Genomic DNA, 23971 nt, shown 5'->3' with positions numbered 1-23971 from the left:
AACCTCATTGATTGCCCAACTCTATTGTTAGTGGGAACCAATGATCATTTTGCTTCAGTCGATCAGTTAACTTATTTAAAAGAAAATGTAGCAGGCCCATATGATATTCATATCTTTGATACTTCATTTGGTGCGCAAGAACATTGTCAAGAAGGAAATCATTCCTATGCACATCAAATCATTTTTGATTGGACAGAGGAACAACTACTCAAATATAAGGATGCTTAATGGATGAACTTATTTAAAAGCCATGGATTTTTGCTAAATAGACTCGCACATATTGGTTCGAACCAGCTGGAAAAAGAGCTATTGAGTCAATTTGATATTACGTTAAGTCAGTGGGCGGTTTTGTCCATCGTGTGGGAAGAAGAAGGGATTGCATTATCGAGGATTCAAGAGGTATTGGATGTAAAGGTCTCAACAGCATCCGGAGTCTTAAAGAGAATGGAGAAAAAAGGCTTAATCCTGCGAAGTCAAAATAAAAATGACAAACGGGAAATTCAATTATTTCTAACGGAAAAATCAAAAAAGTTGGAGAAAGAAGTAATTCAGACGGTTAAAGACTTCAATAAAAGGCTATTGGCTGATTTTTCGCCGGAGGAAAAAGCACTGTTTACGAGTTTCATTCAGCGCGGGTTCAATAACTTAAAGAAATGATGATCCCCGCGTAATATTAGGTCAGCCGGAGAGTTACTGGTTGGCCTTTTTGCCGGTCATTTTACGGTGGACACCCATGGGGTGTGTGAGAAAGAGGGTTGACAAGTAATCATGAAATTTGAAATAGTGTAGATACACGATAAGGCAAAAGGAGAGCTGTCCGACCATCATGAACAACACGTCATCAGAGAACAAAGCATCGTCAGTCTGCAACTGCATCAATTTACGCCGGGCTTCGCTGGTTATCACGGAGCTGTATGATCGGTATCTTGCACCTAGTGGGCTGAATAATAGCCAATTTTCACTTCTGCGGCACATTGACCGGCTGGGACCGGCAAGTGTAAGCGATGTGGCATTGGTGATGCGGCTCGACCGGACAACACTTGTGCGCAATCTGAAAGCCATGGAGCAACAAGGTTATGTTGAGGATACAGCAGCCAAGGGAAGCCGGAGCCGCCAATTGACTTTGACAGAGAGTGGGAAAGCCGTACATGCGGCTGCGGGACAGTTGTGGGATGAAGCGCAAGGTTTTGTGGAGCAATCGCTGGGTAAAGAGGATTTGGCAGCACTAACTGTTCTGTTATCCAAAGTGGAGACTCTTATGCCGTAAAGCGCTCCGATTATCTGTAGGGTCGTACCCAATGCAATGCTGTTTATACTTTCTTACAGATCGATATACGTTCTATTCGTGTATATACACGAATATGGACAGGACTACTGCTGTAGCGAGACATGCTCTTGAGGGAGAGGATATGAAAATGGAAAAGGATACGAAAGAGGCTGGGGGCCGTATTAAGCAATTAATCGTAGAGGAATTAAAGACTTATGTGCGGGAGAACAAAGGGAACTTCTCTGAAGAACTGCAGGCCCCTTACTACGAGGAGCCGATTGTTCAATTCGCAGCAGCGGATGATCCCTTGTTTGAGGAATATAAGACGCTTATCGGCCCTGACCATGCTACGCCGCGGGAAGTCTTTGAGCGGTCATTTGGCCCCGGCAGCTATAGGGGAGGCTCGGTGATCAGCGTGGTGCTGCCCATCAGCGAAGTCATCCGCCGGGCCAACCGGGCGCAGAAGTCCGGAGCTTCGCGGGAGTGGGCGTTGCTCCGGACATTCGGGGATGAGTATTTTGTGAATGCGATTCGCGGACATTTAGCTGCTTATTTGAGCAGTCTCGGCTACCGGGCGGTCGTCCCGCTGGACACCGATTGGTACAGCATTCAGGGCACGGCTTCGGGGCCAGTGTCCAATTGGTCGGAACGCCATGTCGCTTATGCTGCGGGCCTGGGCAGTTTCAGTATCAATGACGGCTTTATCACAGAAAAGGGGATTGCAATCCGCTTGTTCTCCGTTGTGACCGACCTGCAGGCGGCCCCGGATGCCAGAACAGCAGCAAGCCATGCGGGGAATTGCCTGCTCCACAGCAAAGGGATTTGCGGCGTCTGCATCACCCGCTGCCCGGTGCAGGCCATCAGCAAAGAGGGTCATGACAAAATCGGCTGCATGAAATTTGTGTACGGGCAAGCTTCCCGAGACTGGGCAGTAGCAAGTGGCGGCGATGCCAAATGGGGAGCCGGCTGCGGTCTGTGCCAGACCAAGGTGCCTTGTGAGAGCAGAAATCCGATGCGGACTGGACGGTGAGAAATAGTATAATACTAGAGAAGGGAAGGGATAACAGAAAGGAAGGGAAAACGTATGAACACGAACCAATCATCCAGAGCGCTTGGTCATTTCATCAAATCCCACAGAGAACGCCTTCAACCCTCGAAAGCGGGAATTACGCATAGCTTCGGACGCAGAAGAACGCCGGGTCTCCGCAGGGAAGAAGTGGCTTATCTGGCTAATGTGAGCGTGACGTATTATACCTGGCTGGAACAGGGCCGCGACGTTAATCCTTCTCAGGAAGTGCTTCAAAAAATTGGAGAAGCCTTGCACCTGGATAAAGACGAACAACTGCATTTGTATGCCTTATCGGAAATGAACACATGGCAAGCCGATGAAATAGCCGAGGCCGTAGACAGCAGATCTTTATATGCAATCGTGGAGCAGTTAAAGTATCCTTCGTTTATTACCAATGAGAAGTCGGATGTATTGGCATGGAACAGGGCGGCGGAGATTGTCATCTCCGATTTCGCCTCTTGGCCTGCGGACGACCGGTACATTATGAACATCATGTTCTCGGATCTTAAATACAGGGAGCGTATGGTCAATTGGGACGCTTTTGCCTCCTATAGTGTCGCTGTCTTTCGCGGGATATGCGACCGGCACCCAGATCAATCCGAGTATCGCGACAGGGTCGATCGGCTGTGCCGGGAAAGTGCGGAATTCAAATCTTTATGGGAGAAGCATGAGATCCGGCAGAAAAAGGTCAATCGAGCCGTATTCCATTTCGCAGAGACGGGAAACTTGGAATTCCAGATTCATTACGCCGCCATGATTGACGGCAACCCGGATTTGCATTGGTGCATATACACGCCAGTTCCGGGTACCGGAACGGAAGAGAAGCTTTTGAAGTTGTAATAGGGAGCTGACCGACTGTACGGCCCGGGCATTAATTGTGCGTGATACTGAAAACATGGTTGATTACCGGAGCATCGGGCGGATTGGCTTATCCATTGATGGAGCAACTCCTGGAACAGGGTGACAGGGTAGGGTAGCCGCTACTGTACGCAAACAGGGGTCCTTGATGATTTGCAATGGTCTGTACGGGGCGGTGGGAGAAGCAAGCGATGAGCAAATTGTGCATCTGTTCGAAACCAATGTGCTGGGATCATTACGGGTTGCCCGTGCCGCCATGCCTTTTCTCATAACCCAAGGACATGGGCATATTGTGCAGCTCTCAAGTATGGCGGGTCACACCTCGAATCCGAGCATCGGCTTGTACAGCGCGTCAAAATGGGCGGTTGAAGGAGCTTTCGAAGGCTTAGCGAAAGAAGTGGCCTCGTTTAATATCAAGCTTACATTGGTTGAACCCGGTGGAATCCGTACGGAGTTCTTCGTGGGCAACGCCGTATTTGGGCAAGCAATGGAACCTTACCAAGATCATCCGGTTGGACAGTTCATTAGGGCGATGAAAAGCGGCGGGTCGAACATGGCAACCGGCGATCCCCGAAAGATGGCGCGGGAAATCATCCGCTGCGTGGCCAGGACAACGGCTTGCTGCGTATGGCCTTGGGTAGCCGATTCTTACCGTGCTATCAGAGAATCGCTGCTGTCTAGGTTGGCCAGAACTGGAGTCGTAGAAAGAACTGGCCTACTCTACTGATGCTGGTGATGTTGTGCGAAAGGGTAATTCGGGCTTGTAATTCCGGCTGTCATAGCATTAATTATAAGGAGCAACTTCATTAATACGGGGTTGTTTTTTTATTTTGGAAGCGAACTTCCGATTATAGTTCCGGTATATCCAATGGCATAACGTGAGATACGAAGCTTCTAGCGATTTTATCGCTATATTTCAATGCCTGCTGGCCTGATGATATATCATAAAACGGAGAGAGTGACAGACCTGTTTTTGCTCGTAAAATCTATCACTAAGTATCCAAGTATGGAGGGAGAAAATGAGCAATATCTTGGAAGGCTTATTTTATGGGAATTTACGCCCTGACGAATGCATTCATCCCAATAATCCTGAATATCTTTTGCTGACCCGAAAAATTTCAAACGCAATGGAGGCTTATAAAGAGCGACTCTCAGCAGATGAGTTCGATTCTTTAGAAAAATTGGTTGATCTATTGGGCGAATCCACATCCATCTATTCAGCAGCCTCTTTTGTCCACGGGTTTCGGATGGGCGCATTGATGATGGTTGAAGTTTATAGCGAAGGCGAGGATTTTGTTCAGAGAAAAATATAATGAAGTGCTGGTGAAGCCGGAGCGCGAATGGTCGCGTGCTGTTAGACTAAAAGTGGATACGGAGAAATTTGATTGATAAAAACCAATAAAGACCCGCAGAAGCGAGTCTTTTTGGCTTTTTATTATGTCTTTATACAATTGATTTCCAGCTCAGCATAGCTAACGTATCACTTGGTTGCTCGGAGGGCTAATAAATCTAGCTTCTCAATCAAATATCTGACGTCTTGCTTAATGTCACTTATATCATCCTTAATAGGTTTAAGTTTCGAATCCAAAACAGTTTCAAGCATTTTTACAATCTGCTCTTTTTCCATGGACGAAACCACTCCTTTTGTAGAATAATAACAAATTCTGATCCCGTTGACCCTACCGATTTTCGCCTTCTCAGATTCAATTGCTCGTTGATTATCGATGTTATCCAAAGTAATTAATAATGTCTTCCACCGCTTCTTCAAGCAATGGAAGCCTCTCCGCCACATAAACTTCGATCTCAAGCGTACCCAGCAGGTGAAGCCAGGTTCTGGCCATCTCCTCATCGGCAAACAAAAGCTTTGCGGGCCTTGTGTTCATTTTCTCCAGCAATGATAATAAATCATCGGCGCAATGCTGCAAAATCCGATCTTTCTGCTTTAAACCCGAATGAATAATCATTCCCGTAGTCTGCTCCCCAATGATAAAAAGTTGAGGATAATAGGGTCTTTCTCCCTCCATCACCGGCGCAGGCAAATAATAAAGCCCCGCTTCCCAAACCAGATTGTCCGGCTGCGGCATTTTTCGAATGTGAGCGCAGCGAATTTCGTTGATTGGCGCAAGTTCCGCATTTTTCTCCACCAAAGGTTTCGGCACGACCCACCGGCTGGTCCAAACATGTTGTTGATCCGCAGCAAGCTCCGGAATCCGGACCAGAAACCGCTCTCCTTGTCCTTCAAACAAATAATCGGGGTCATCCTGAACTTCCAAAGCAAGTGCGGCAGCCTGCTCCAGACAGAGGGAGAAGTAGCGAAGGTGTTCCTCGGTCATGACAGGCCACGGGACATAACCGGGTTCGTACAAGCGAAAGGTAGGCCAAGCCGTCCGCCCGCGAAATGAGAGCCCCAAGTCCTTGATCTGTTTATATTCCTCGGGATAAAGCTCGTCCCGACCGCCAAAAGACATAAGCAGACAATGCTGAACAAATAACGGATTACCCTGCAATTCGCCTCGCAGGAGCTTTAGTAAAACATCCAATCCCTCTGTACCTAAGTAGATCGCAATACCGTACATCTCTCCGCCGTTTCCCATGACGCAGCAGTATCCAATTTCGTCGCTCTCCGGATTCTGTATGCCAAAGATATGGCTGTTTGACAGCCAGTTCCAGCATTCAAGCTTTTTAAAAGCGGCCGCCGCTTCATACATTGGCCGCGCTTCTTCAACGAGTAATTTCACAGGGATACTTCTCCTTTGTTGGTAGACTGATTGGATTTTTGGATTGTAAAAGTTGTTATTAAAGTAATATGCTTTGCCGTTAGATGTCAACAGATCCGGGCTGGACTGCGGGAATGGACGATCATTCATCCCGTGTGCGCTGGCTGATAATATCGCACAGCCGGATTAATCGCGGCTTGGGAAAGACCACCCGGCTGCCAACGACGACCGTGCTGCTGCGGAACCTACACGGCCAGTTTGAACTTAGGGTGCGTTATCCATTCTACAATGCGTCGCTGTTTTTTTAAGAAAATGGGGACGAGGGTGAATTTGAAGATGTTCTCTCGAAGCATAGGGATACTCTTCTGGCCTTGGTCGAGAATCGAAATTGGACCTATAGGTTATATGAAGAAGTGGCCTCTGGGGAAAAGATAGAGTCCCGGAAAGAAATGCAGAAGTTACTCGGAATTCGGAGGCGTTGCTCTACAATCTTCAGGCTAATCTAGCGATCTCTGGGAGAGAATCTGATTTGCCACTTGACCAGCTGCTCTTGAGACTAAGCCCACGAATTGAGCTTTCCCGGCAAGCCGGGCGTGTAGGACAAGGTATATCGCGCTGGGCGCGCGAGTTCAACTCACAAAAGCGGGCATCCATTCAGAAGTCTGAATTCCATTTTTTTCTTTTCCTATTATCATAACTGAGTTATTATATCAGTGAATATTATCATACCGATATAAGGAGGGAAAGCCATTGAATATCCGATATAGTGTGAAAAGATTACTTCCGGCGGTGCTGGCCACGATGCTGTTTGTGCCCGGTACGGGTTATGCTTCTCCTGCATTATTTCAAAATCCGTACGCTACGGGAATTACAAAGAGTACATATAGTATGTCGAAAGGGGACATAAATCGCGACGGGTTAATAGACTTGATCCTGATAGAAAACTCCGACAATCGGGTGTCTGTCATACTTGGAAAGGGGGACGGGACATTTGCTAGTCCTGTCAATTATGCTGTAGGCAGCAATCCGAGAAGAGCCGTTATTGATGATTTCAATAAAGACGCTTTTCCGGACTTGGCAGTAACCAATAGTTACAGTAACAGTGTATCCGTACTGCTCGGTAAAGCTGATGGGACGTTCATGGATGCTGTGAATTTTTCGGCAGGAGACTTTCCTGTTGGGATTGTCACTGCAGATTTTGACTCCAACGGCACGTTGGATTTAGTGGTAACGGACAGCAACAGTACAAAGATTGCGCTGCTGAAAGGAAACGGGAATGGGACGTTCCAGTCTCCTGTATATACGGAGGCAGGAGGACAATATCCGGTACCATTGGCAGCTTCGGATTTTAACCGGGACGGGATCATGGATTTGGTCATAGGCATGAACGCCGGTGATATCCTTTCTATCCTGATGGGAGGAGCAGACGGGACATTTGAGAGTCCGGTTGTTTATCCGGCCAGAGGAAACGTGACTGATTTTAGCATTGGTGACTTTAATGACGACAGCCAAGAGGACATTGCAGTTCTTCTCAACAATAATACCGGCGGGGGCACAGGCAGCTTTTATATTTTAAGCGGTAAAGGGGACGGAACGTTCACTGCCGGTCCGGAATATGGAGCAGACACATTCTGGTATCCGCTACGCATGACAATGGGAGACTTTGACGGGGACGGATTCCCGGATCTGGTTGTTCATAATCAAAATGCAAATAACACCTCCATGTGGTACGGAGATGGAAGCGGCGGATTCAATCCTGTGTATTATCCGGTAAGTGTCCATGATTTCGCGACCGGGGATTTCAACCGGGACGGGAAAGACGACCTGGCATATACTGACTTTACTCGTTCCCTGTACATTATGAACAGTGCCGCAGAAGGTGAATTGGAATTCAGCGACAGTCAAATCGATGTTGCAGAGGACGGGGACAGCGCAGTCGTAACCGTCAACAGGAATGTCGGCAGTTATGGCAGAACGCAGGTTCGGGTTATGACGTCGGACGGTACCGCAGCCGCTGGAACCGACTATGTTCCCGTAGACGAAGTCCTGACCTTTGATGAAGGGGAAACGAGCAAAACGGTTACAATTCCGGTTATCGATAACGCTGTATATTCTGCTGCGGATCGAAGCTTTCGGGTTCAGTTGAGTTCGCCAACCAATGGTGCGACGTTAGGAGCAGCAGACTCCGTTACCGTCGCCATTCATGAAGATGATGCATCTGATTCAGATGCTCCTGTGTGGCCGGTAAACGGAGAGATCAAGTTTACGAACGTGTCGCATACCGCCATTACATTGAACTGGCCGGAAGCCGTAGATGACACAGGCGTCACCGGGTACGCTGTTTATATGGATGGAGCCAGGTTGAATACAGTTACAGGCAGTACTTATAGTTACGACATCTCGGGTCTCGCTCCGGCAACGGCGTACCATTTTTCCATCACAGCAGTTGATGCATATAATCATGAAAGCGCGGGTCTGACTGGAATGGCAGCTACACTGCCCATTGCCAATTCTTCGGATGATACGACGGCTCCGGTCTGGCCATCCGGAAGCCAGCTTATCCTGTCCAACGTGAGCCCTAGCGGCGTAACATTGAACTGGCCGGAAGCCGTAGATGACACAGGCGTCGCCGGGTACGCTGTTTATATGGATGGAGCCAGGTTGAATACAGTTACAGGCAGTACTTATAGTTACGACATCTCGGGTCTCGCTCCGGCAACGGCGTACCATTTTTCCATCACAGCAGTTGATGCATATAATCATGAAAGCGCGGGTCTGACTGGAATGGCAGCTACACTGCCCATTGCCAATTCTTCGGATGATACGACGGCTCCGGTCTGGCCATCCGGAAGCCAGCTTATCCTGTCCAACGTGAGCCGTAGCGGCGTAACATTGAATTGGCCTGAGGCATCGGACGACGTAGGGACCGCCGGATACGAAATTTATAAGGATGGAGCCGGGTTGAATACAGTTACAGGCAGTACGTATGCTTACGATATCTCGGGTCTCTCCCCAGCAACGACGTACACATTTTCGGTTAGGGCTGTCGATGCCGCCGGAAACGTCAGTATCGAACTGACCAACACGGCAAAAACACAGGAAAATAACGAAAGCAACGAAACTGCCCCTTTATCGTCAAATGCCAATCTGAAAGCATTAAGTGTTGTCGTAAACGGAAGCGTGCTTGCTTTGAGTCCTGCGTTTAAACCGGAAGTGCAGAATTATAAGGCGGGTACGACAGAAAACGGGGCCGATATTTATTTTGCAGCGGATGATTCGTCAGCCAAGGTGACCGTTAACGGTACGAAAGTCAAGGACTCTCTTCGCGTATCATTACAAGAGGGGGACAACCTCATTACCGTTGCAGTACAGGCAGAGAACGGCAGCATAAAAACTTACCGGATCATGCTTCACCGGGAAGCAGGGGATGAGACACAGACAGAAACAGAGAGCGGTTCAACGGTTGGAGCAGGTCTGGACGCTGCTGCCTGTACCTTCACGGATATCATAGGACATTGGGCGAAAAACGATATATGTGCTGCTTCGTCTCTGGGAATAGTAAATGGCTTGTCTGCCGACACGTTTCGGCCGAACGGTGTGATCAACCGTGCTGAATTCACCGCAATGCTCATACGCACACTGAGAATTTCTTCGGATACCGCTGCTTTGTCTTTCCCAGACCGGGCAAATATTCCGGTATGGGCAGAAGGATACGTCAGCGCCGCGGTTAGGAAAGGTATCATTATCGGATTCCCCGATGGATCGTTCCATCCTGAGCAGCCAGTCAGCCGGGCGGAAATGGCCGTGTTCATTTACCGTGCAATAAATTGGCAGGCTGACAAAGGAGCCGCGAGCAGGACTTCTTTCTCGGATGATGCAGAGATCCCGGCCTGGGCGAAACCTTATGTAGCTGCCGCAACGGAGCATGATCTTTTACAGGGACAGAACGGGAATCGCTTCGCTCCTTCCTCATCGTTAACAAGGGCAGAGGCAGCCGTCATTATGCTGAGGTTATCTAAGCTGCAAAATCAGTGAACGATGGAGGCAATGTAAAATCGCTGACAGGATTTGCACTTGCGACCTCTTGCTCCCGAAGTATGGGGCGGGGGTCTTTTTTTATATTAAGGGTGTGAAGCGTTACAGTGCCTTGTTATTGATCAATGCAGGTTGGGTTTATTTTAAGGTGTATAAAAAACTTAACATAAATGAGTTGGCATTATACAAAAAGTAAAATGAATAGGAGAGAAGCAAAATGAAGGCAGAATAAACGGCACTGGTGGTTATAGACTTGCAGAATGGAATCGTAAACAGTCAGCGTGCCCCTTATACGGGTGTGCAGGTTGTTCAGAATGCAAGCAGATTAATTAATGCATTCACAAAGAAGGGAGCTTTTGTGGTTCTTGTAAGAGTTTCAACTTTAGATAGCAAAGATATGTTGAAGCCAAATACAGATTTGAAAATGAGAAGCTTATCAGCAAGGGTATCATCAAATTTTTGTGGAAGATGCAATGACCGCTTCAACCCAAGAAGAGCATGATTATGTTTGTAAATACATTATTCCTAGGATGGGTCAGATTCGAACAAGTGACGAAGTAGCCTTATCATTAAGATAAATGGATAGTACAGAATTTTAATCATAGCCACTTCCATAGTATTTCAAGAAAAAAGCATGACTCATTCCTGAAAACGGGACGTAGTCATGCTTTTATTCATTTCTGGTGATTCCATCATGTCGCTCTGCTCGACGCAGGCCCAATTTCCTCGGTCTTCATTCCTCGTAGTAAGCTTGATCGTATGACGCTCTGGCCTGTTCAACTAGTGAATAATTTTCCTTCGTCCACTGATTCAGTACTCGCATAGGCCCGAGCAAAGATTCTCCCAGCCTGGTGAGTGAATACTCGACGATTGGTGGGACGGAAGGCGTAATCACACGCTTCACCAATCCGTTCCGTTCCAGTTGCCGCAGGGTTTGGGTCAGCATTTTTTTGGATATGCCTTCGATTCGTCTTCTTATTTCACCGTAACGAATAACTCCATCTTCCATTGCATAGACGACCAATGCCGTCCATTTGTTGGAAACGATCTCAAGTACTTTGCTGTACCCGCAAATAGATAATGATATATCGGGTTGTACGATTTTAGCCGAATATGGAGATTTCATTTGATGTCCCCCTGTGCACCTTTAGGTTCCCTGGACACTATAAAGTGCCTCCTTACTTAAGTGTAGTATATGTATTATTGTATGTCTATACCATTCAACGAAGGAGAGATTTCTCATGAAAGTATACGAAATTCAAGGTGAATTTGGACTCGATCAACTGAAGGCGGCTGAACGTCCGATACCGGTTCCTGGTCCTGGTGAAGTTCGCATCAGAATGCGGGCGGTTTCCCTTAACTCCAGAGATTTGGGTGTAATTGATGGGTTTTATAACCCAAATTTGAATAGACCATTAATTCCGGTATCTGACGGTGTGGGCGAAGTTGTCGCTTTGGGAGAGCATACGACGAGGTTCAAGATCGGTGACCGGGTGAGCGGTATTTTTACTCAAAGTTGGATTTCCGGAGAGCCTACTCAAGACAATTGGGTGAGTTCGCTGGGAAGTCCGCTCGATGGGCTGCTCGCGGAATATGCTGTGCTTCCCGAGGAAGGATTGGTTCGTGTGCCCGATCATTTGACGGACGAAGAGGCGGCGACACTTCCTTGCGCAGGCGTGACGGCATGGCATGCCATCGCCCAAGAAGGCAAGGTCAAAGCCAGTGATATAGTTGTCGTGCAAGGGACAGGCGGCGTCTCCCTGTTCGCGCTTCAATTCGCCAAGCTTCACGGAGCAAAAGTGATCGTAACGTCAAGCAGCGATGAGAAGCTTAAGCGAGCGAAGGAACTGGGTGCGGATTTCGGAATCAATTACAAACAAACCCCTGAATGGGATAAGGTCGTTCTTGAACATACGGGCGGACGAGGAGCTGACCATATCGTTGATCTCGGCGGATCGGCCACATTGAACAAGTCAATCTCGGCGCTGCGAGTGGGTGGACAGATCAGCATGGTAGGCGGTCTATCCGGCTACAAAGTGGAAGGATTCAATATCATTCCCGCAATTCTAAGAAAAGCGCGCCTGCAAGCAATCAACGTCGGGAGCCGCGACATGTTTGAAACAATGAACCGTGCAATCGAACACAACGGGCTTCGCCCGGTCGTTGACCGCGTGTTTCCATTCGAACGCGCTGTCGAAGCGCTGCAATACTTGGCAGAGGGCTCGTATTTTGGGAATATTTGCATTAATTTTTAACTTGGATATTTAAAAAAGAGAATTGTACAAAGAGAATATATTCATATATGAAGCACTGACACTGTTGTCAGTGTTTTTTTCATTTTATTCTTGAATGTGCACTTGGAATATCCGCATGTTGCAACTTGCAAATTAGTTGACACGATCAACTTTAAGGTTTATTGTATAGTTGATTCAGTCAACTACAGAGGAGGGATATAAATGGACCTTTTAACTTTAGCGAAATATGTTGGAATATTTAACAGGCAAACTCAGGCTTATATAACGACTGCTTTTAGCAGCATGGATATAAGTTTCTCAGAATGCATCTTTCTGATGAATCTATACGACAACGAAGGGATCAACCAGGAAGAGCTGTCATCCCTGTTGTTTATTGATAAAGCGGCAACCGCAAGATCAATAAAATCACTTGAAACAAAAGGATTTATAACGCGGGAGATGATGATGGATGACAGAAGAGCAAAAAAACTCTTTTTAACCAACAAAGCAAGAGATCATAAAGCTTATTTCTGCTTGCTGTTGGAAAAGTGGAAGAACCATACCACCGAGGGGATGGATGAAGAAACTAAAGATCTGGTTTTTAAAGGTCTTCAGGCTATGGCAGAAAAGTCTGCAAGCGCGAATCTTATTGAATTATCAGAATATACGGAAGAAGGTAATGAGGATGTCATTAAACCCAAAACTGAATAAATTACTGCAAACCGATTTTGAGAAAATATATGCTCTGCCGCTTGATCAACAGAGAGAATGGTATGCAAAAAGCTGGGATGATTGTAAAGAGAGCATTGTCGAAGTCGGTTCTGTACACGATCTTACCGTTGAAACATCCGTAAGGGATACCCTAATTAGGGTCTATCATCCCAAAGGAAATGGCCCTCATCCTGCTTTTATTTGGATTCATGGGGGTGGATTTGTGTTTGGAAATATTGAAGTTTATGACTCTGTCTGCCGTAGGATCGTAAACAATGCAAATTGTACGGTAATATCCATAGAATACGGATTATCACCGGAACACAAGTTTCCCCTGCCTGTAGAAGAGTGCTACGAGACTGTAAAATGGGTATCTGATCATGCTGAAGAGCTGAATATATTGGCCGATAAAATCGCCATTGGAGGTGACAGCGTAGGTGGAACTCTTTCCGCTGTAATTAGTCAGCTTTCCAGGGATACAGGGGAATTCAAGATTATTTATCAAATCATCATTAACGCAATGTTAGATTTGCTGGGTGAAACCAAACCTAAATCCCGGGTGGATAACGCTGCAGGCTACAGGCTTACAACCAAAGGCATCGAATGGTTTGTCCGCCAGTATTTGAACGAGTTAAGCGAGGCGAACAATCCATTGGCTTCACCGTTGCTTGCGGAAAATTTCGGAAAGCTTCCTGCCGCGTGCATCATTACCTCTGAATACGATCCGTTAAGAGATGAAGGCGAATTGTATGCGCAGCGTTTGTCTGCGGCCGGGGTTAACGTTTGTCTGAAAAGATACGATGGAGTCATACACGGTTTTTTTAACATGCAGCAAACATTGGAAGAAGCACGAGATGCTCTGGCTTTGGTATGTACAAAATTAAGAGATGCTTTTAATGAAGATTGATCTTCATGTGCATTACTTGCCCCAAGCGTACAAGAAGGCATTGCTGAATTGTGGTGAGAAAAATCCCGACGGATTTCCAACTCCCGCATGGAGTCCGGAAATCCATTTGGAGGCCATGGATCATTTGGGCATTACTACCTCTATGCTTTCTTTATCATCCCCCCATATTAATTTTGGAGACAAAAATGCCACTAAAGCCTTGGCCCGAATAGCCAACGAAGACGGTGCGGAACTTGTGCGAAAATATCCTGGAAAGTTTGGCTTGTTTGCCTCTTTACCATTGCCTGATGTTGAGCACAGTATTGCGGAAATTCAATATGCAACGGATGTTTTACATGTGGATGGCTTCACGTTGCCCACCAACACACTGGGAGTGTATCTGGGCAATCCATGCCTGGATGCGATATTTGAAGAGTTAAACAGTCATAAATCCGTTGTCACTCTCCATCCCAATAAACCTGGTTGTGTCCCTGAGCATGTTGTGGAAGGCTTGCCTGTTCCCATGATGGAATTTTTCTTCGATACAACTCGCACTGTCATTAATATGATATTAACAGGAACCCTGAATCGTTTCTCCGATATTACATTCATCATACCCCATGCAGGAGCGGTTCTGCCGGTGCTTGTGGACAGGATCGCACCTGCTCTTCAAATGACGCCTTCATCATTTGGTGAACATATTGGAAAAGACGTAGTGGATATCTACGCTGCTTTGAAAGGACTATATTATGACCTGGCCGGAGCTTGCCTGCCTAGGCAACTGGCTAATCTGATGGAAATCGTTGGAATAGACCATTTTGTGTATGGCAGTGACTACCCATATACACCTGATTTCGCCTGCATGGCTTTAGCAGATGCCTTAGACATCACAGAAATGCTAACGGAAGAACAGCGCCGGCTCATTTATTTTGAAAATGCGCTGCGTTTATTCCCGAGATTACAAAATTAATATCAATAAGTATTGGAAGCTCTTGCTGTAGGGTGCAGGAGTTTTTTTGTTTGAAAAGCCGAGATCTTGTAACAATTTTATTTAAAATTTGATAAAATCAGAGCATGACTTTAAACATTATTGAAAAAAGGCTGCGTGGAGAGGAATTGGATATGAACCGTTTCATTATCGATACAGATATCGGCAGCGATATTGATGACGCCATGGCGCTTGCGCTGGCAATGAAATCCCCGGAGTTGACTCTCGAAGGTGTTACGACTGTGTATGGAAATGCCGATTTGCGCGCCCGGATGGTCACCAAAATGCTTCAGCACGGCGGCCGGGAAGACGTACGCGTCTACGCCGGTCTGGATCGGCCGCTGCTCGGCAACCGTGAAATATGGATGGCTGGCCACGAAGGGAAAGGGCTTATTGAGGAAGGAGAATCGCTTCCTTACGAAGAGCGCCACGCTGTCGATTTCATCATCGATACGATTATGGCGAATCCGGGCGAAATCACATTGGTCCCGATCGGACCGCTGACGAATATCGCCGCATGTCTGATCCGCGAGCCGCGGATCGCCCACAACGTAAAAGAAATTATTCTGATGGGCGGCGTTACCCGACTCGGGCGGAACGCTGCCGAACTGCCTGTTACCGAGCATAATATTGTCAGCGACCCGGAAGCGGCGTCTGTCGTATTTGGCAGCGGCGCGCCTATCGTCATGGTCGGACTGGATGTCACAAAGCAGGTCATTATTACCGATGAACATCGTAAACAACTTCAGGCGACGAATGATCCGCTGAATATAGCGCTGGCCCGCCAGATGGAGTACTGGTTCGATTTTATCAAATCGGAAGAAACGTTTATGCATGATCCGCTCACTGTTTCGCTTCTAATAGACCGGTCGCTTGTCCAAACCGAAAAAATGAAAGTGACCGTCGAATACGATCACCGTGCGAAGACAGGGCAGACCGTCGCTGTCCGCGCCGAGGACGGCAATGTGGATGTTTGCCTCGAAGTGGATAGTGGGCGGTTTCTGGCGATGCTGTTGAACCGATTGACCGGACAAGCCTGATTCAAATGATATAATATGATCTGAAGAACGTTTGCTTCGGCAACCTTTTTTTCGCAAAGGACCTCTGCCTGTGGATTTCTAGTAGTCGCAAGCGAAGCGTTCAAGAAAGCGAAGCAGAAAAAATGGCTATTTGTAACTTACATCACTTATTCATCTAATAGTTTAATATATAATTTTTTATATAAACACAATTAGGGGGAAATGGTTATGAAACTAGTTAAAGGTTTGTTGGTTGTAGGAGTCGCGGCTGCGGTATTGTCCGGTTGCGGTGGTAATAATGATAATGCGGCTAATTCCGCAGCAAGCCCTGCGGCAAGCCCGACTGCAAGTGCAGCTGCAACGGATGCTACAACTACAGCGTCTATCGTTAACCAAGCGGACGCTTTTAAAGCGGCAGTAAGCGAAAATGGAAACTGGATCATTGCTATTCTTAATGATTTGACGGTCGATGGAGAGGTCGTAGTAGCCGGTGAATTCCATGATAAAGGCGACGCGGCGAACGCCATTTACCGCAAAATCGCTCTTTATTCGCAAGATGCTGATCACAACATCACTGCCACTTACACTCTTACAGTACCTAAATTCACGGTAAAAAGTGAGAATTTGAAAGTCCAAGGTGGAACAATCAAAGGCGACGTTTATGTGGAAGCAAACGGATTCACCCTTGATAAAACTGCAACGGTAGACGGTAACATTTACTATGCGAGCGCGGATTTCCAAGCATCCGCCAAAGTTGACGGTAAAGTGACTGGAGAAGCCAAAGTCCAATAATCGCGTCGGCAGTACCGCTGACAGAACCGAAAAGTTAAAATCTCAATACTTAGCCTGCAAACAAAGCCCGTTATGGGACCTTCGTTTACAGGCTTTTTTTGTGGCAGAATGTTGTCGAAAAAAGCCGATTTTGATGAGAAATCTCCATAAGAGATGCCCAGTATAGCTGACGTTAGTGCGCTTCCATATTATAGTATAATGAATTAGATCTAGATCATGGTATAGAGAAGGGGAGATAGAGTTGTTCCATCCAATGAGTCTTATAATACCGTTCCTGATATTGCTGCCAAATCTTATGTTTATTAGATTACAGCCAAGGAATGGACCTAACCAAGGTGAAGAAAAAGGGAATCCAATTCTCTCGGCGGCAGAAGGGGTTGGACGGCTCGGGGTATTCATAATTCCTATTTTCTCATCTGTACATATTGATCATTCATATGAAGTCATCTCACTGATCGGCATATTAATCTCTCTATCGCTTTATTACATAGGATGGATACGATATTTTGGGCGGGGTAGGGAATATAACCTATTGTTCGCTCCAATGATTGGTATTCCGGTACCTCTGGCGGTTAGCCCAGTCCTATATTTTCTTTTTGCCTCGGTCGTGCTGCATTCCGTTTATTTATTTATCTGTGGTGTGTTATTTGCCATTGGACATATACCGAATAGTCTAAACTCATATAAAAAGGACGTATGATGCATACGCCAAGTTTGCTAAATTCCTTCTGGGGTAAGCCGATCAGAATAATCAGCATATTGGTTCTTTTTTACTAAAGATTTCTGATTCTTATCCGATACATATAGTATATGCTACCAAGGACTGTAAACTAGGAGATTATTTTCAAACAAAGTGTCTAAGACGAAAGGCGGTAATGACAGATGGCAGAATCAACAAACCAACTGGGACGGCATCATATGTGGGTTGATCCCAAAGCAAAGGTGTTTCACATTGACCTCTTTGGTTTTTACGGGGTGGATGAGGCAGAGAAATTTTTTGTAGATTACGAAAAGAATGCGACAACTCTAAACAAGGATGAATACAGCATCGTAATTGATTGCCAAGGCCTTTCGACCTTTAAGCCGGATATACTTCCATACCTGCGTGATGCGTATAAAGCGTATGCGGAATTCAAGTCGGTAAGCTTCATAAATCCACAAAATCCTGTGGGCCAGATGCAGCTTAAGCGGGTTGCACGGGAAACGAACATGCGGGACAAGTTCCAGTTCGTGGATGACCCTGGAAAGCTTCAGCTATAATAAACCAGGCAGCACGTCGGACTATGATATCAGCCGGAGTACTGCCTTTTGTGATGCCTAATTTTGAAAAGGGGATGAAAAATAATGAATGCGAATATAAAAATTTGCGGAGTAGCAGTCTATCATCCGGAAAATAAAGTAGGCAACGAATACTTTGTGAAGCATTTTGAACGGCAAGGGAAGGATATTACAGGGCTTCTGGAGGTGACAGGACGGGAGACCCGGTATCTGTCTAATGATCCCCATGAAAATCCATTAACAATGGGAATTGAAGCAGCTCGAAAAGTCCTAAACCAAACGGGTATTGATAGCACTGAGTTAGACATGATCGTTTTTTCATCCGGAACACCCGAGTATGTACAACCTACCAACGCTGTTAAAGTGCATCATGCACTCGGCGGCAAGAACTCCGCTATTGTTTATGATATCAACTCCAACTGTGTGGGAATGGTAGTCGCGCTGGAACAGATCAGCCGCAATATGCTGTCGAATCCCAATGTGAAATATGCCATGATTGTCGGAGCAGAACAATTGAATAAATACTCCAGGACAAATGAAGAAGTTCCATACTCCAATTTTGGAGATGCCGCTGCCGCCCTTATCCTTGAACGAGTGGAGGATAGCGATTGCGGATTTATCGATTCTTCATTCTACACGGATTCTTCGCTGCATGATACGATTGTTCTGCCTGCCAAGGGATTCTCAAATATATATAGGGAGGACTTGGAGGAGAGCGACAAACGAATCGAATGGCTGCCGTTCGATACGGATGAAGCTTTCTTGAGTGCGAAGAACGCCATCGAAAGATTGCTTAAGGAGAATGGATTGACCAAGTCGGATGTTAAAAAATACTTCCTGTCTCAATTCGCCAAGAAAAATATCGATATCATCTGCGATCAGCTCAACGAAGATCCTAAGAAATTCAAATTTATCGGCAATGAGTTTGGATACACAGGGACAAGCAGCCCGTTTATTGCCTTTGCCAAATCGATTGAAGAGGGCGAAATCAAACGCGGCGATGTCATTGTCTTCTGGTCAGTAGGAGCGGGAATTACTTCTTGCAATGTGATTTATAAATATTAATAGGCGTATGTAATTCAAAAAGCATTCCTCTTGCAGGTTTAGAGAGGGATGCTTTTTTCCGTTCATCCTACCGAGCGAATTGCATGTGAAAAATGGATTTTTCATCCAGTTTAATCACCCTAACCAATCGGTTTCTCTGTCATATGATACATTATCAAACCGAAAGGAGACATAACATGAGTGATAGAGAATTTGATGTAGATGCTCTTGGAGCCGCACTTGCTGCAGCATTACAGGCACAACTGAGCTTTAACAAAAACGAGAATGACAACGATAATGACAATGACAACGACAATGAGAACGAAAACGAGAATGAAAATGAAAACAAAAACGAGAACGAGGCACGGGCAAAAGCTTTGGCTGAAGCTTTCGCTAAAGCTTATGCAAGTGCAAAATCCAAAGCGGAGGCAGAGCAGGAACTCAAACAGGAATCTGAGCAAAAAGCTAAACAAAAATCCGATCAGGATTCCGATCAGGATTCCGATCAAAACATTTATATCGAGGTTAAAAACGGTAACGCACATGTAAAACGCAGCAAAAAGAAATTGTAATACTACCAAATAAAACTAATAATATTCAAGTGAGGGGATAGAACAGTGAGTAATTACGAAAGTATTGATCCGGAAACTCTGGCATTAGCCATCGCAGTTGCTTTGCAATTCCAAAAAAGCTTCAATAAAAACGAAAATGAGAACGAAAACGAAAATGAAAACGAAAATGAAAATGAGAACAAAAATGAGAACGAAAATAAGAACGAAAACGAAGCTCTTGCAAAGGCAATAAGTGAAGCTTTTGCCAAAGCATTCGCACAAGCTTTTGCTTCTGCCAAAGCAGAGCAAGAAGCCAAACAGGAATCCGAGCAAAAAGCTGAACAAAAATCTGAGCAGGAGTCGGAACAGGAATCTGAGCAAAGAATTTTTATTCAAGTCAAAAACGGTAACGCACACGTAGATTACTAATTCTAAAAGATCTTAAGTTCATGTGTTGAGATGCCGGCCGGACAGTTCACTCAGCCAAGTGAGCTGTCCGGTGTTATTTCATTCTTCAGAGGGTTTTAATGATTCAATAACCTCCGTAAAAGTTTTACGGTTCTCAGAAATAATCCCATCGAGTCTGCCTAATATCTCATCAATATTCATGGCTTTTCTGTGCTCTTCATCCATGAAATGATAATAGAATAAGACCATAGCATAAGCGATTCCTGTATTATCTACATATACTATGCCGTTTCCACTTTGCTTGACACTTGCATTTCCGTTTTCATTTTTTAGGTCAGCATTGATTTTTCCGAAGAATTTTTCCTGCAGCTGTTTTATTTGCCGTGTGATTATTTTTTCAACGAGATCCGTAATTTCTTTCTCATTCTGGATCACATGATCACTCCTAATTTATAATCCTCTGTTACTGTTATGACGTCCGCTTCCTCGAATCGAGCCATTACCGTTCTCTCCTGTAATTTTTATGTTTACATCCTCTAGAGTGGATACTTTGGTGTACTTCTTCTTATTTGTCTCCTTCACAATTTTGTTTTCATTGCCCCTGACCTGTTCAAAGCCGTCTGCTCTCAGGATTTCTTTTATTATCAATGGTTCTTTTTCAATCCTGGGTTCCAGTACGGAATCATGCGATACGGATGCTGCCTCCGGTTCTGGAATTATCACACGAGGATCGCTTGTTTGTACCGATTTTTGATTATGTGCCTTTCCCTGATCGGTTCTTTTAGACCCGCTGTACCTCCCGGCCTGCCGCTTGACTGTCAATTGCGATTGATCTGCTGACTCTGTATCGGAATCACTCTGATGAAGAGGGCCTTTTCTCTTTTGCAAAAAATCTATTGCGGCCGTATCACTGGTTTTTTCCGCTTCGAAAGTGCGTCCCCAGGTGATCGGGCTATCATTAACGACTGGAACTTCTTGCGGTATGCTTTGGATAAGATGAGACTTCTGGCTATCCGCCAACGTTGTATCGGGATCACTCTTTAAACCAGGTTTGTTGATCACCGTTCCGGGATTCGTCACTGCTTGGTTTTTTTTATTCTCCTTGATAATCTGTATAGGCATATTCTTTTTAGGGCAGCTGATCGCTTCTCCTGGGGAGAGATGTATGTTTGTTGGTTGATGCGGGCGCTCAGCCAAGCCTGAGATGGATTTGCTCTGCTGAATGTGTAAACTGCTATCATGCTGCTTCACCATCATCTGTGGCGGATTGGTTGTCACGTTAGGATTGGCTGCCGCCTGTGGGGCGGTTGTAATTGTATTCTCCTTAATAATCTGTATAGGCATATTCTGTTTAGGGTCGCTGATCGCTTCACCTGGGGAGAGGTGTATGGTTGTTGGTTGATGCGAGTGCTCAGCCAAGCCAGTGCTGGATTCACGCTGCTGAATGTGTAAACTGCTATCCTGCTGCTTCACCGGCATAAGTAACGGATTGGTTGTCACGTTTGGATTGGTTGTGACCTGTGGGATGGTTGTAATTGTATTCTCCTTGATAATCTGTACAGGCATATTCTTTTTAGAACCGCTGATCGCTTCTCCCGGAAGGTGCAGGTTTGTTTGTTGATGCGGGCGCTCAGCCAAGCCAGTGCTGGATTCACTCTGTTGAATACTTAAACTCACGTCCTGCCCGTTCACCATCGTATGTGGCGGGTTGGTTGCGACGATTGTGTTGACAGCCGCCTGTGGGTTGGTTGGAATAACGAGTGGTTCATTTGTAATTGGGGGATCGCGGGAAACGACTATTTTTTTGATATCTGTCATAGTTATAGAACGCACTGCGCCTGCTCTTATTACTCCTTTCTTCCTTTTGGAATGTTTAGAGCGCTTTTTCCGATTTGTGGGCCGGCTTTTTCGTAAACTTCTCGTGCTGCGGTTTACTTTGTTGTGGATCTTGATCCGTAATTTTCCGTTTGAGTCGAGGAACAATATGATCTTTTTCAGCCTTTTCAGCCGCTTGCTTACCAAGCGTATGTTAATTCTTTTATCTCTGTACACTTTTGTGGTATAAATATTGCTTCTTTTCAAATTCATCCTCCTCACCCAGGGTCATTTGTTATATATGTACGATTTTCCTAGACAGATGGGAAGGGCGGAATGACTATAACATTCACATCTTTAGGAAAACGTGAATCGCAAATCGATTGAAGCGGGGGAAATTTAGTTGTATGAAAAAAAGCATCCTTCTCACAGATTTGGAGAGGGATGCCTTTTGTTCGTTACTCGTCCATACAAACGGAGGCACAAGAGCTTACCAAGGAAGCTCTCCGTTTTCATCAAAGAATCCTCCGGTTGGGCCGTCGTCCGGGAGTGTAGCAAGATCAACGACAATTGTTGCTGCTTGTTCCACGGTTCGCGTGCCTTGAAAACCATTCAAATCGGTAGCCGTAAATCCCGGATCTGCAGAGTTTACTTTTACCGGCGTATCTTTCAGCTCGTAAGCAAAATGAACTGTAAGTGCATTGACAGCGGTTTTGGATGCATTATACAGTAAAATCTTGTTATGATAAAACTCATTCTCGGGATCGCTCTGCTGCGTTAAGGAGCCAAGTCCGCTGGACATATTGACAATCCGACCCGCCTCCGATTTGCGAATCAGCGGCAGCATCGCTTTCGTTACGGCAAACATGCCGAAAAAGTTGATTTCGAACGTTTCTCTTAATACCTTGACGTCCGTTCTGATGGAATAAGAATGTCTTCTATATTACCGAGCGCCACGCCCACGTTATTGATCAGAACGTCCAGCCTTCCGAAAGTCTCCGCGATTTCTTTTGACGCTGAATCGATTGAGGGCTGACTTGTGACATCCAGTTCAATGAAATGAGCATTCACTCCTTCAGACCGCAATTTGGCTTCGGCCTCGATTCCTCTCTCTTTATTTCTGGCTCCTACTAAGATTATAGAGCCTTGCGAGCCCAAACGCCGGGCCGTTTCAAATCCGATTCCTTTATTTGCACCGGTAATCAGTATTATTTTATTAAGAGTTTGTTCCGACATATAGAAACCTCCTATAAGTAGATGACTAATTTGGATGCTGCGCCGAACATGATAAACAACGTCCTCCTTTCGATTTTCGCTGCTGCTTTACATCCGGTTATCGGCCCCACTGATAATGTATAATGGTTGTAACAAGTCGATATGCACATGGGTAATAATTCGGCCCGAAGCGGCGCCGATAATTTCCCCCGTCTCCGCGTAGCTGAGAGAGTGCGGACCGGTGATGATATGATCGGTGTTATGGGCAATATCGTCCGCATCAACGAAGCCTACCCGTCCAGGCCCTGTGGCCGAGATGATAACCCCATCACGATTAATCGTCGCACCGTGAGGACCTTCCGTGAAATTTTGAAAAAAATAGGAAGGCCGCAGTACCGCCCATTCCGGGACAAGCTGCTTGTGAGTAAAGGGATTCATACAGAGATACGTGTAGGGATTGACAATCCTTTTTGTTGTAAGTATTATTATTACAACGAAAGGATGATTACTTTGAGAATCAGCAGCCGTTTTTCAATAGCCGTTCATATGTTGTCCCTTATTTATGTTCGGACGTATCTTCTGACTTCGGAGCAGATCGCCGACAGCGTTAACACGAATCCGGTAATTATCCGTCAAATCAGCAGGTTATTGAAAAAATCAGGTCTGCTCGATGTGAAGCGGGGATCCGGAGGGGCCTTCTTGCTAAAGGATGCCGCCGATATCTCCTTATATGACGTCTATAAAGCCGTTGAGGTCGTCGAGGAAGGGGAATTGTTCCATACGCATGACAATCCGAACCCCAGCTGTTGGGTGGGAGCCAATATTAATCAGGTTTTGGAGCTAATTTTATTAAAAGCTCAAACGGCCATGGAACAGATCCTGCAAGAAGTCTCTATTAAAGAAATAACGGAGCTTATTGTTCAAAGAAAGAATGCTTCTAATGCTTCTGCGGAAGCATAATTTTTTTAAGTTCGTTGTAACGATTATACTTACAACAAAATCGGATTTTGAAAGGGGTGAGGACAATGTAGCAATGGAATTGCAGGTGAAATTTTACCGGGCTACATATTTTTTATTTTCAAGG

At 45.7% G+C, this 23971-nt stretch carries 29 protein-coding genes; 21 read left to right on the top strand and 8 right to left on the bottom strand.

Going from position 1 to position 23971, the window contains the following annotated elements; translation table 11 throughout:
- The first annotated feature begins 30 nt into the window (after positions 1-30).
- From KP014_RS17930 to KP014_RS17900, 7 genes are all read left to right on the top strand, one after another.
- Positions 31-228 carry a hypothetical protein gene (locus tag KP014_RS17930; RefSeq protein WP_051500223.1) on the top strand — a complete coding sequence of 66 codons (198 nt, stop codon included), beginning with the start codon at positions 31-33 and terminating at the stop codon, positions 226-228.
- A gap of 3 nt (positions 229-231) precedes the next feature.
- Entirely contained in the window at positions 232-657 is a 426-nt protein-coding gene (locus KP014_RS17925) for a MarR family winged helix-turn-helix transcriptional regulator (RefSeq protein ID WP_051500224.1), read from the top strand.
- A 169-nt stretch (positions 658-826) separates the two neighbouring features.
- Positions 827-1267, top strand: coding sequence for a MarR family winged helix-turn-helix transcriptional regulator (locus KP014_RS17920; RefSeq protein WP_036597140.1), 441 nt, complete (start codon positions 827-829; stop codon positions 1265-1267).
- Between the two features lie 142 nt (positions 1268-1409).
- A complete protein-coding gene (locus tag KP014_RS17915) occupies positions 1410-2297 on the top strand; it encodes a (Fe-S)-binding protein (RefSeq protein ID WP_246590540.1) in 888 nt (295 codons plus the stop codon).
- 54 nt (positions 2298-2351) lie between these two features.
- Complete coding sequence (locus tag KP014_RS17910; protein ID WP_036599389.1) at positions 2352-3176, top strand: helix-turn-helix transcriptional regulator; 825 nt, start codon at positions 2352-2354, stop codon at positions 3174-3176.
- Positions 3177-3342: 166 nt separating this feature from the next.
- On the top strand, positions 3343-3921 hold the full coding sequence (locus tag KP014_RS17905) for an SDR family NAD(P)-dependent oxidoreductase (RefSeq protein ID WP_246590539.1): 579 nt from the start codon (positions 3343-3345) through the stop codon (positions 3919-3921).
- 292 nt (positions 3922-4213) lie between these two features.
- The gene (locus KP014_RS17900) at positions 4214-4507 is read left to right on the top strand and encodes a DUF6809 family protein (RefSeq protein ID WP_036602732.1); all 294 of its coding nucleotides are present in this window, start codon (positions 4214-4216) and stop codon (positions 4505-4507) included.
- A gap of 167 nt (positions 4508-4674) precedes the next feature.
- Here KP014_RS17900 and KP014_RS17895 read toward each other — a convergent pair whose 3' ends face one another.
- Positions 4675-4929, bottom strand: coding sequence for a hypothetical protein (locus KP014_RS17895; protein WP_216700390.1), 255 nt, complete (start codon positions 4927-4929; stop codon positions 4675-4677).
- Positions 4922-5932, bottom strand: coding sequence for a DUF7309 domain-containing protein (locus tag KP014_RS17890; protein ID WP_036602735.1), 1011 nt, complete (start codon positions 5930-5932; stop codon positions 4922-4924). The genes KP014_RS17895 and KP014_RS17890 overlap by 8 nt, the downstream gene beginning before the upstream one ends.
- Positions 5933-6015: 83 nt before the next feature.
- On the opposite strand from KP014_RS17890, the gene KP014_RS17885 reads away from it, so the two are divergent.
- The 3 genes from KP014_RS17885 (at position 6016) to KP014_RS17875 (ending at position 10448) form a co-directional block, all read left to right on the top strand.
- Positions 6016-6219 carry a hypothetical protein gene (locus KP014_RS17885; RefSeq protein WP_139210528.1) on the top strand — a complete coding sequence of 68 codons (204 nt, stop codon included), beginning with the start codon at positions 6016-6018 and terminating at the stop codon, positions 6217-6219.
- Positions 6220-6661: 442 nt separating this feature from the next.
- On the top strand, positions 6662-9946 hold the full coding sequence (locus KP014_RS17880; RefSeq protein ID WP_216700389.1) for an FG-GAP-like repeat-containing protein: 3285 nt from the start codon (positions 6662-6664) through the stop codon (positions 9944-9946).
- A 253-nt stretch (positions 9947-10199) separates the two neighbouring features.
- Positions 10200-10448 (top strand): cysteine hydrolase family protein, encoded by a 249-nt coding sequence (locus KP014_RS17875; protein WP_246590538.1) that lies wholly within the window; start codon positions 10200-10202, stop codon positions 10446-10448.
- A 231-nt stretch (positions 10449-10679) separates the two neighbouring features.
- Here the strand turns inward: KP014_RS17875 and KP014_RS17870 are convergent, their stop codons facing one another.
- Positions 10680-11072, bottom strand: coding sequence for a winged helix-turn-helix transcriptional regulator (locus KP014_RS17870; RefSeq protein WP_036595542.1), 393 nt, complete (start codon positions 11070-11072; stop codon positions 10680-10682).
- A 115-nt stretch (positions 11073-11187) separates the two neighbouring features.
- Here KP014_RS17870 and KP014_RS17865 point away from each other — a divergent pair, with 115 nt between their 5' ends.
- The 10 genes from KP014_RS17865 to KP014_RS17820 all read left to right on the top strand — a co-directional run bounded on the left by KP014_RS17865 (position 11188) and on the right by KP014_RS17820 (position 19878).
- Complete coding sequence (locus KP014_RS17865; protein WP_036595541.1) at positions 11188-12201, top strand: zinc-dependent alcohol dehydrogenase family protein; 1014 nt, start codon at positions 11188-11190, stop codon at positions 12199-12201.
- Positions 12202-12402: 201 nt separating this feature from the next.
- Positions 12403-12891 (top strand): MarR family winged helix-turn-helix transcriptional regulator, encoded by a 489-nt coding sequence (locus tag KP014_RS17860; RefSeq protein ID WP_036595540.1) that lies wholly within the window; start codon positions 12403-12405, stop codon positions 12889-12891.
- The gene (locus KP014_RS17855) at positions 12866-13798 is read left to right on the top strand and encodes an alpha/beta hydrolase (RefSeq protein ID WP_036595539.1); all 933 of its coding nucleotides are present in this window, start codon (positions 12866-12868) and stop codon (positions 13796-13798) included. The genes KP014_RS17860 and KP014_RS17855 overlap by 26 nt, the downstream gene beginning before the upstream one ends.
- Complete coding sequence (locus KP014_RS17850; protein ID WP_246590537.1) at positions 13788-14747, top strand: amidohydrolase family protein; 960 nt, start codon at positions 13788-13790, stop codon at positions 14745-14747. The genes KP014_RS17855 and KP014_RS17850 overlap by 11 nt, the downstream gene beginning before the upstream one ends.
- A 152-nt stretch (positions 14748-14899) precedes the next feature.
- On the top strand, positions 14900-15805 hold the full coding sequence (locus KP014_RS17845) for a nucleoside hydrolase (RefSeq protein ID WP_036595544.1): 906 nt from the start codon (positions 14900-14902) through the stop codon (positions 15803-15805).
- 207 nt (positions 15806-16012) lie between these two features.
- On the top strand, positions 16013-16576 hold the full coding sequence (locus KP014_RS17840; RefSeq protein ID WP_036595536.1) for a polymer-forming cytoskeletal protein: 564 nt from the start codon (positions 16013-16015) through the stop codon (positions 16574-16576).
- Between the two features lie 882 nt (positions 16577-17458).
- On the top strand, positions 17459-17836 hold the full coding sequence (locus KP014_RS17835; protein ID WP_036595532.1) for a hypothetical protein: 378 nt from the start codon (positions 17459-17461) through the stop codon (positions 17834-17836).
- An 84-nt stretch (positions 17837-17920) separates the two neighbouring features.
- Positions 17921-18919, top strand: a complete 999-nt coding sequence (locus KP014_RS17830; protein WP_036595531.1) for a ketoacyl-ACP synthase III — start codon at positions 17921-17923, stop codon at positions 18917-18919.
- A gap of 176 nt (positions 18920-19095) precedes the next feature.
- The gene (locus KP014_RS17825; RefSeq protein ID WP_036595529.1) at positions 19096-19470 is read left to right on the top strand and encodes a hypothetical protein; all 375 of its coding nucleotides are present in this window, start codon (positions 19096-19098) and stop codon (positions 19468-19470) included.
- Positions 19471-19515: 45 nt separating this feature from the next.
- Positions 19516-19878, top strand: a complete 363-nt coding sequence (locus tag KP014_RS17820; RefSeq protein ID WP_036595527.1) for a hypothetical protein — start codon at positions 19516-19518, stop codon at positions 19876-19878.
- A gap of 78 nt (positions 19879-19956) precedes the next feature.
- On the opposite strand, the gene KP014_RS17815 is transcribed toward KP014_RS17820, so the two are convergent.
- The 5 genes from KP014_RS17815 to KP014_RS17800 form a co-directional block, all read right to left on the bottom strand.
- Entirely contained in the window at positions 19957-20292 is a 336-nt protein-coding gene (locus KP014_RS17815) for a hypothetical protein (RefSeq protein ID WP_036595525.1), read from the bottom strand.
- A gap of 15 nt (positions 20293-20307) precedes the next feature.
- Entirely contained in the window at positions 20308-21939 is a 1632-nt protein-coding gene (locus KP014_RS17810; RefSeq protein WP_090833683.1) for a hypothetical protein, read from the bottom strand.
- 223 nt (positions 21940-22162) lie between these two features.
- Positions 22163-22540, bottom strand: coding sequence for an SDR family NAD(P)-dependent oxidoreductase (locus KP014_RS29140; protein WP_254776451.1), 378 nt, complete (start codon positions 22538-22540; stop codon positions 22163-22165).
- Positions 22541-22569: 29 nt separating this feature from the next.
- Positions 22570-22908, bottom strand: coding sequence for an SDR family NAD(P)-dependent oxidoreductase (locus KP014_RS29135; protein WP_254776450.1), 339 nt, complete (start codon positions 22906-22908; stop codon positions 22570-22572).
- 87 nt (positions 22909-22995) lie between these two features.
- The gene (locus tag KP014_RS17800; protein WP_051499583.1) at positions 22996-23325 is read right to left on the bottom strand and encodes a Rossmann-fold NAD(P)-binding domain-containing protein; all 330 of its coding nucleotides are present in this window, start codon (positions 23323-23325) and stop codon (positions 22996-22998) included.
- Positions 23326-23397: 72 nt separating this feature from the next.
- On the opposite strand from KP014_RS17800, the gene KP014_RS17795 reads away from it, so the two are divergent.
- A complete protein-coding gene (locus tag KP014_RS17795; RefSeq protein ID WP_036591126.1) occupies positions 23398-23847 on the top strand; it encodes an Rrf2 family transcriptional regulator in 450 nt (149 codons plus the stop codon).
- Positions 23848-23971 lie beyond the last annotated feature (124 nt).

This window comes from Paenibacillus sophorae (genome assembly GCF_018966525.1).
GTDB classification, from domain to species: Bacteria; Bacillota; Bacilli; order Paenibacillales; family Paenibacillaceae; genus Paenibacillus_AQ; species Paenibacillus_AQ sophorae.
Note: the sequence above shows the minus strand (reverse complement) of the source record. Positions and strands in the feature narration are given on the sequence as shown.

What these genes read in the sequence shown, in the direction of transcription:
- KP014_RS17925 (WP_051500224.1), top strand. Translation starts at nt 232, where the DNA reads ATGAACTTATTTAAAAGCCATGGATTTTTGCTAAATAGACTCGCACAT.
- KP014_RS17920 (WP_036597140.1), top strand. Translation starts at nt 827, where the DNA reads ATGAACAACACGTCATCAGAGAACAAAGCATCGTCAGTCTGCAACTGC.
- KP014_RS17915 (WP_246590540.1), top strand. Translation starts at nt 1,410, where the DNA reads ATGAAAATGGAAAAGGATACGAAAGAGGCTGGGGGCCGTATTAAGCAA.
- KP014_RS17910 (WP_036599389.1), top strand. Translation starts at nt 2,352, where the DNA reads ATGAACACGAACCAATCATCCAGAGCGCTTGGTCATTTCATCAAATCC.
- KP014_RS17905 (WP_246590539.1), top strand. Translation starts at nt 3,343, where the DNA reads ATGATTTGCAATGGTCTGTACGGGGCGGTGGGAGAAGCAAGCGATGAG.
- KP014_RS17900 (WP_036602732.1), top strand. Translation starts at nt 4,214, where the DNA reads ATGAGCAATATCTTGGAAGGCTTATTTTATGGGAATTTACGCCCTGAC.
- KP014_RS17885 (WP_139210528.1), top strand. Translation starts at nt 6,016, where the DNA reads ATGTCAACAGATCCGGGCTGGACTGCGGGAATGGACGATCATTCATCC.
- KP014_RS17870 (WP_036595542.1), bottom strand. Translation starts at nt 11,072, where the DNA reads ATGAAATCTCCATATTCGGCTAAAATCGTACAACCCGATATATCATTA.
- KP014_RS17865 (WP_036595541.1), top strand. Translation starts at nt 11,188, where the DNA reads ATGAAAGTATACGAAATTCAAGGTGAATTTGGACTCGATCAACTGAAG.
- KP014_RS17860 (WP_036595540.1), top strand. Translation starts at nt 12,403, where the DNA reads ATGGACCTTTTAACTTTAGCGAAATATGTTGGAATATTTAACAGGCAA.
- KP014_RS17855 (WP_036595539.1), top strand. Translation starts at nt 12,866, where the DNA reads ATGTCATTAAACCCAAAACTGAATAAATTACTGCAAACCGATTTTGAG.
- KP014_RS17850 (WP_246590537.1), top strand. Translation starts at nt 13,788, where the DNA reads ATGAAGATTGATCTTCATGTGCATTACTTGCCCCAAGCGTACAAGAAG.
- KP014_RS17845 (WP_036595544.1), top strand. Translation starts at nt 14,900, where the DNA reads ATGAACCGTTTCATTATCGATACAGATATCGGCAGCGATATTGATGAC.
- KP014_RS17840 (WP_036595536.1), top strand. Translation starts at nt 16,013, where the DNA reads ATGAAACTAGTTAAAGGTTTGTTGGTTGTAGGAGTCGCGGCTGCGGTA.
- KP014_RS17835 (WP_036595532.1), top strand. Translation starts at nt 17,459, where the DNA reads ATGGCAGAATCAACAAACCAACTGGGACGGCATCATATGTGGGTTGAT.
- KP014_RS17830 (WP_036595531.1), top strand. Translation starts at nt 17,921, where the DNA reads ATGAATGCGAATATAAAAATTTGCGGAGTAGCAGTCTATCATCCGGAA.
- KP014_RS17825 (WP_036595529.1), top strand. Translation starts at nt 19,096, where the DNA reads ATGAGTGATAGAGAATTTGATGTAGATGCTCTTGGAGCCGCACTTGCT.
- KP014_RS29140 (WP_254776451.1), bottom strand. Translation starts at nt 22,540, where the DNA reads ATGTTTGCCGTAACGAAAGCGATGCTGCCGCTGATTCGCAAATCGGAG.
- KP014_RS29135 (WP_254776450.1), bottom strand. Translation starts at nt 22,908, where the DNA reads ATGTCGGAACAAACTCTTAATAAAATAATACTGATTACCGGTGCAAAT.
- KP014_RS17800 (WP_051499583.1), bottom strand. Translation starts at nt 23,325, where the DNA reads ATGAATCCCTTTACTCACAAGCAGCTTGTCCCGGAATGGGCGGTACTG.